The sequence below is a fragment of the Burkholderia cepacia genome (assembly GCF_001039005.1).
In the GTDB taxonomy this organism is placed as follows: Bacteria; Pseudomonadota; Gammaproteobacteria; order Burkholderiales; family Burkholderiaceae; genus Burkholderia; species Burkholderia theae.
On sequence record NZ_LDWR01000026.1, the window covers coordinates 109,505 to 115,805 of the forward strand.

Here is a 6,301-nt window from a genome sequence, read left to right on the forward strand (position 1 = left end):
TCTCCGCGTCAGTGGCAGGGAAAGCCGAGCAGATGGCGGCCGTCGTGGACGAATTCGTGAACGTACATACCCGGCACAAGCGACGTCGCGCCTTGTTCCGCGCCGACGAAATACAGTGCGAGCAGCAGGATCAGGCCGACGAACACGGCCCACGGCAACAGTTCACGGACGGGGATGGGTGCCGGCACGACGACCGGCTTCAGCACTGCTTCGCTCATGGATGCACCTCAGGGGAATCGCGCCCCGACAAATGTTGGATGGGTACGAAGGCAGGTCTGGCTTCCGGGATCGAGATTCCCCGGTTACAGTGGCGCGACCGCGCCGGAATTGCACCGGCTTCCGCGTTTCGTATCGGGCGGATTGTACGCGCGAAAGTCCGCGTGTTGAAGTGACGGCGTGCGAGCGACCGCACGTTCCGCCCGGCCCCTCCGACAACCGACATGACCCTGCATGCCTCGCTGCGCCTGATCGCACACGCATCAACCCGGGCGATGCGCACCGGTACGTTTCCGGACGACGATCCGCTCGACGCCCACGGACTCGCCGACGCCGCCGCACTGCGCGACCGGTGGGCGGGCCTCGCCGGCGCGATCGTGCTGTGCAGCCCCGCCCGCTGCGCGCGACAGACTGCCGATGCGCTCGGGCTGCGCGCCGACATCGATCACGCGCTGCGCGACATCGACTACGGCAACTGGCGCGGCCAGCGGCTGCACGATCTCGGCCGCGACTGGCCTGACGAATTGGGTGCATGGATCGGCGATCCGTCCGCATCGCCGCACGGCGGCGAATCGTTCGACGCAGCCATGCGGCGCGTCGGCACATGGTTGAACGCGCTGCAGCACGAGCGCGACATCGTCGCGATCACGCATGCGGCAATCATTCGCGCGGCCGTCGCGCACGTGCGGCAGATGGATCTCAAGGCCGCCACTCGTATCGACGTCGCGCCGCTGTCGCGCACGATGTTCGTCGCATCGCCGGACGGCTGGACGTTGAATCCATAAGCGCCGTTGCGTTCACTATGTGGACGGCAATGCGAGCCGATGTTGCCCATCGCAATCGTCTGCCTTCGTTTTTCTTACATTTCCGTAAGACACACAGTTCGTCATCCCGACTGTCATCAAACTGACTGCTGCCCGAAGCTACGATCGGTCGCGACTCCCCTACGAGATGCCGTCATGAATCAACCTGCTTCGTCCGCATCGAGCAATCCGGGCTCCGTCGAGCGCACCCGGCAAGTCGGCTATGCCGTCTTCCTGCTGGTGCTCGCGATCGGCGCCGTCTATATCGCCACGCACCTGATCGACGATCTGTCGCCGGTCCGCGAAGGGTCGCTGTTTCCGTACCTGATGCTCGGCGCCGCGCTGCTGATCGCGCTCGGCTTCGAATTCGTCAACGGGTTCCACGACACCGCGAACGCGGTCGCCACCGTGATCTACACGCACTCGCTGACGCCGAACGTCGCGGTGATCTGGTCCGGCATGTGGAACTTCCTCGGCGTGATGGTCTCGAGCGGCGCGGTCGCGTTCGGCATCCTGCAGTTGCTGCCGGTCGAGCTGATCCTGCAGGTCGGCAGCGGCTCGGGCTTTGCGATGGTGTTCGCGCTGCTGATCGCCGCGATCGTGTGGAACCTCGCGACGTGGTATTTCGGATTGCCGTCGTCGAGCTCGCATACGCTGATCGGGTCGATCATCGGCGTCGGGCTGATGAACCAATTGATGCACGGGCCGTCCGGCACGAGCGGCGTCGACTGGGGCCAGGCGCTCGGCGTCGGCAAGTCGCTGCTGTTCTCGCCGATCGTGGGCTTCCTGTGCGCGTCGCTGCTGCTGCTCGTGCTGAAGGCCGTCGTGCGGATTCCGGAGCTGTACAAGGAGCCGCCGAAGGATCAACCGCCGCCGTTCTGGATTCGCTGCCTGCTGATCCTGACCTGCACGGGCGTGTCGTTCGCACACGGTTCGAACGACGGGCAGAAAGGGATGGGCCTCATCATGCTGATCCTGATCGGCACGGTGCCGACCGCGTACGCGCTGAACAAGGCCGTTACGCCGGCCGAATCGCAGACCTTCGTTGCGGTCGCGAACCAGGCAGCCGCGACGTTCGGGAAATACACGAACGGCGTCGCGCCGTCCGCGAACCCGCGCGCCGACGTCGAACACTACGTGCAGCGCCGTGAGCTGACGCCTTCCGTACTGCCGGCCGTGCAGCAGTTGTCAACGTCGCTCGCGACCGCTGTCGGCGCGTCGGGCTCGATGGCAGCCGTGCCGCAACGCGACGTCGACAACGTGCGAAACACGATGTATCTGGTGTCCGAAGCAATTCGCCTGATCGAGAAATCGGGGCAACCCGCGTTCGCCGCCGACGACAAGCTCGCGATCGACAACTATCGCAAGCAGCTGGACCATGCGACCAAGTTCATCCCGACCTGGGTGAAGGTCGCCGTCGCGATCGCACTGGGTCTCGGCACGATGGTCGGCTGGAAGCGGATCGTCGTGACCGTCGGCGAGAAAATCGGCAAGCAGCATCTGACTTACGGACAGGGCGCGTCGGCCGAAGTCGTCGCGATGCTGACGATCGGCGCCGCCGACATGTACGGGCTGCCGGTGTCGACGACACACGTGCTGTCGTCGGGCGTCGCGGGCACGATGGCGGCGAACGGATCCGGGTTGCAATGGAGCACGGTGCGCAGCCTTGTGCTCGCATGGGTGCTGACGCTACCGGCGTCGATCGCGCTCGCGGGCGGGCTCTACTGGCTGTTCCGGTCGGTGGCCTGATCGGGAACGCAGTGGGTGGCCGGTGAGCACCGGCCGCCTGTAGTGGAAGGTTCGACTCCCGCTTCTCCGCTTCTCCGCTCCGACACGTCGCCGCATGCGGCGTGTCCGCGCCACATCGCACACCTCTCCCCTCTTCCTTTTCCGAATTTGAGCGCAAGATCTGGAGCTCGTCGGCTCACGGACATCGGTAGACTGGGTTCATCAACTTCCATCGTGGATTCAACCGTGCGCGGAACGCTTCCGAAGCATTCCGCACGGCGCCACATTGCCGACGAACCGAGGTAGCCCGTGAACATTGCCGATCTGCAACCTGCCGTCGAATCGACGGACATTGCGCAACGTGTCGACGCAATCGACTGGACGACCGTCGATGCCGAACTCGATCGCCATGGATGCGCGCGTGTGCCGGGCCTGATCTCGGCGAGCGAGTGCGATGCGCTCGCAGCACTCTATCCGCGGGATGCGCTCTATCGTTCGCGCGTCGTGATGGCGCGGCACGGATTCGGGCGCGGCGAATACAAATATTTCGCGTACCCGCTGCCTGCGGTCGTCGCCGAGTTGCGCACGACGTTCTACCCGCATCTCGCGCCTATCGCGAATCGCTGGAACAAGGCACTTGGGATCGACGTCCGTTATCCGAACGACCAGGCGACATTCCTCGATCGCTGCCACGCGGCGGGGCAGACACGGCCGACGCCGCTGATCCTTCAATACGGTCCCGACGACTACAACTGCCTCCATCAGGACCTGTATGGCGAGCACGTCTTTCCGCTCCAGGTCGCGATCCTGCTGTCGGCGCCGGGCCGCGATTTCACCGGAGGAGAGTTCGTGTTGACGGAACAGCGGCCACGCATGCAGTCGCGTGCGGAAGTGGTGCCGCTGACGCAAGGCGACGCGGTGATCTTCGCGGTACACGGCCGGCCCGTGCAGGGAACGCGCGGCTTCTACCGCGTCAACCTGCGCCACGGCGTAAGCCGGATCCGCAGCGGCCACCGCCACACGGTCGGCATCATCTTCCACGACGCACAGTAACGGCAATCGGAACGAGCGCAACGCTATCGCGCCATTCGTCTCGCGGACGAATTCGCACAGGAAACACCGCGCGTCTGCCTCACCGATCGCGCGTTATCGTTCGGGGGGCGTTGCGACCGGACATCGTCACGCGATCTGCTCACTCGTTCACAGCGGCCGATGGCGGATTTTGCTGCCCGTCAGGCCATCTTGGCCATGACGGACCAACGTCTCAAGTGAGCGACCGGAAACGAAAGCATTCACCTGTCGCGACACAAAGGCGATTGGCAGCCCGGCCTATCCTCGTGCCACATTCGCCCGCAGCCGGTCGCCCGCATCGAAGGCCAGCCGCGCGTAGCCCGGCAACGTCAACAGTGCGAGCACACCCGCGGCGACGAACGCCCAGCGGAAATCGTCGAGCACGTAGTGCATGCCAGCCGCATCGCCACGCACCAAAGCCGCGAGCCGCAGCGACAACGCGCCGAACGCGATCCCCATCCCGATCGTCATCTGCTGCGCGGCGCTCCACAACGTGCTGGCCGCGCTCGTCTGATGAGCCGGGATATCCGCATAGGCCAGCGTCGCGAGCGTCGTGAACTGCATCGACCGCGTCAGCCCGTAGACGAATACGACGAACAGCGTGATCGCCAGCGGCGTCGATGCGGTCAGCCAGCCGCACGCGATCGTGAAGATGCCGACGATCGTCACGTCGACGAGCGCAACGCGCCGGAAACCGAAGCGATCGAGGATCCACGACGTTCCCGCCTTCATGCCGAGATTGCCGAGCGCGCTCGCGAGCAGCAGCAGGCCGGACTGGAACGGCGACAGCCCGAAACCGATCTGGAACAGCAGCGGCAGCAGATACGGCACGGCGTTGATCGCCATCCGCGTGATCGAGCCGGTGATCACCGTCACCGAGAACGTCGGTACCTTCAGCGTCGTGAAATCGAGCAATGGATGCGCGCAGCGTCGCGCATGCAACCACGCGGCAATGCCGAACAGCACGCTCGCCCCCACCAGGACGGCCGCGCGCGTGAAGTGCACGTCCTGCTGGCCGGCCGCCTCGGTTCCGATCAACAGACAGGTCAACGCTCCACCGGCCAGCACGAAGCCGACCCAGTCGAGCGGCCTTTGTTCGTCGGCCCGCGTGTTCCGGACGATCAGCCAGGTACAGGCCAGCGCAGCGATGCCGAACGGGACGTTCAACAGGAAGATCCATCGCCATGACGCATAGGTCGTGATGAAGCCACCGATCGGCGGCCCGACGACCGGCGCGACGATGCCCGGCCACGTGATCGTCGCGATCGCGCGCATCAGCTTCGCCTTCTCGGTGCTGCGCACGACGATCATCCGTCCGACCGGCACCATCATCGCCCCGCCGATACCCTGCAGCAGCCGCGCAGCCGTGAACGTCCCGACGCCATCGGACAGCCCGCACAGCACCGACGCACCGGTAAAAACGACGACTGCACTGGCGAACACGGTGCGCGATCCATAGCGGTCCGCGATCCAGCCGCTGATCGGGATGAACACGGCGAGCGCAAGCATATAGGCCGTCATCCCAAGGCTGAGCGCGTTCGGCCCGACGCTGAACGAGCGGGCCATTTGCGGCAGCGCGGTCGCAATCACGGTCGTGTCGAGGTACTCCATGAAGAACGTTGCGGCGACGAGATACGGCAAGAAGTCGGTCGTCCGACCACCTTGGGCAAGGCTGTCAGTCATGAACAGTGCAGGAGACGGAATGCTGAAGACACCGACCGCCAGCGCATGCAGACAAGCGCCCAGGATCGGGACGAATGGCGATATTACCCCGAAGGGCTTGCTCCCCGCTCTGCCGGGCATGTCGTGCGAATGCACTTTATGCGCATAGATTTCTGCGACGAATTCGCGCTGCGTTCGCTGAGTGACGCCCACGATCAGGTCGACACAAGGTGCCGAAGGATGGGGAAATGAGGCAGGAGGTCGTTCGCGAGAACGCGCCATTTATCGGTCATTGCCGATGAACGTCGCTCATCACCGGTCATCGCTACATCGTCGTTGGATGCACCGACGTCAGCTCGATGCTGACTGGAGTCGCATTGATGTGGCGCCAGAGGGAAGCATCTGGGGATTTCAGCGGGCAGCACTGCGGGTCGCTCAAGAACGGCAGCTATCTGGATCGATGCCATCGAAGCGCCAGCTCCGGCCGCACCGCCCTTCGCCGGCCCACGTGCATTTCTTCCGCCGAAATGCAAAAACCCCCGCCTTTCGGGCGGGGGTTCTTGGCTTAGGGAGCCTGACGATTACCTACTTTCACACGGGAATCCGCACTATCATCGGCGTAGAGTCGTTTCACGGTCCTGTTCGGGATGGGAAGGGGTGGGACCGACTCGCTATGGTCATCAGGCAAAGAGGGTTGTCGCGTTGCTTCGCAGCGCGACCAATCTTGGAAGAAGCAGTAATTTTGGGTTGTGAGACTTGTTATAGGATCAAGCCTTACGGGCAATTAGTATCAGTTAGCTGAACGCATTACTGCGCTTACA

At 64.1% G+C, this 6,301-nt stretch carries 5 protein-coding genes, 1 rRNA gene and 1 riboswitch; of the genes, 3 read left to right on the top strand and 3 right to left on the bottom strand.

Features of this window, described 5'->3' with window-relative positions; translation table 11 throughout:
• Positions 1-8 precede the first annotated feature (8 nt).
• The gene (locus VL15_RS16165; protein WP_047902386.1) at positions 9-218 is read right to left on the bottom strand and encodes a CbtB domain-containing protein; all 210 of its coding nucleotides are present in this window, start codon (positions 216-218) and stop codon (positions 9-11) included.
• Positions 219-250: 32 nt separating this feature from the next.
• Positions 251-387: riboswitch (cobalamin riboswitch) on the bottom strand.
• A gap of 53 nt (positions 388-440) precedes the next feature.
• Here VL15_RS16165 and VL15_RS16170 point away from each other — a divergent pair.
• The 3 genes from VL15_RS16170 to VL15_RS16180 all read left to right on the top strand — a co-directional run bounded on the left by VL15_RS16170 (position 441) and on the right by VL15_RS16180 (position 3,800).
• Positions 441-1,001 (top strand): histidine phosphatase family protein, encoded by a 561-nt coding sequence (locus VL15_RS16170; protein ID WP_048246716.1) that lies wholly within the window; start codon positions 441-443, stop codon positions 999-1,001.
• 174 nt (positions 1,002-1,175) lie between these two features.
• On the top strand, positions 1,176-2,768 hold the full coding sequence (locus VL15_RS16175) for an inorganic phosphate transporter (protein ID WP_048246718.1): 1,593 nt from the start codon (positions 1,176-1,178) through the stop codon (positions 2,766-2,768).
• Positions 2,769-3,056: 288 nt separating this feature from the next.
• Positions 3,057-3,800: a 2OG-Fe(II) oxygenase gene (locus VL15_RS16180; RefSeq protein WP_048246720.1), complete on the top strand. Its 744-nt coding sequence runs from the start codon at positions 3,057-3,059 to the stop codon at positions 3,798-3,800.
• Between the two features lie 276 nt (positions 3,801-4,076).
• On the opposite strand, the gene VL15_RS16185 is transcribed toward VL15_RS16180, so the two are convergent.
• Together VL15_RS16185 and rrf are read right to left on the bottom strand one after the other, a co-directional pair.
• Positions 4,077-5,501 (bottom strand): DHA2 family efflux MFS transporter permease subunit, encoded by a 1,425-nt coding sequence (locus VL15_RS16185; protein ID WP_048246721.1) that lies wholly within the window; start codon positions 5,499-5,501, stop codon positions 4,077-4,079.
• A 551-nt stretch (positions 5,502-6,052) separates the two neighbouring features.
• Positions 6,053-6,165, bottom strand: a 5S ribosomal RNA gene (rrf, locus tag VL15_RS16190).
• Positions 6,166-6,301: the final 136 nt, after the last annotated feature.

Bases quoted from the DNA above. Each gene is read 5' to 3' on its own strand.
- VL15_RS16165 (WP_047902386.1), bottom strand. From the start codon at position 218: ATGAGCGAAGCAGTGCTGAAGCCGGTCGTCGTGCCGGCACCCATCCCC.
- VL15_RS16170 (WP_048246716.1), top strand. From the start codon at position 441: ATGACCCTGCATGCCTCGCTGCGCCTGATCGCACACGCATCAACCCGG.
- VL15_RS16175 (WP_048246718.1), top strand. From the start codon at position 1,176: ATGAATCAACCTGCTTCGTCCGCATCGAGCAATCCGGGCTCCGTCGAG.
- VL15_RS16185 (WP_048246721.1), bottom strand. From the start codon at position 5,501: ATGACTGACAGCCTTGCCCAAGGTGGTCGGACGACCGACTTCTTGCCG.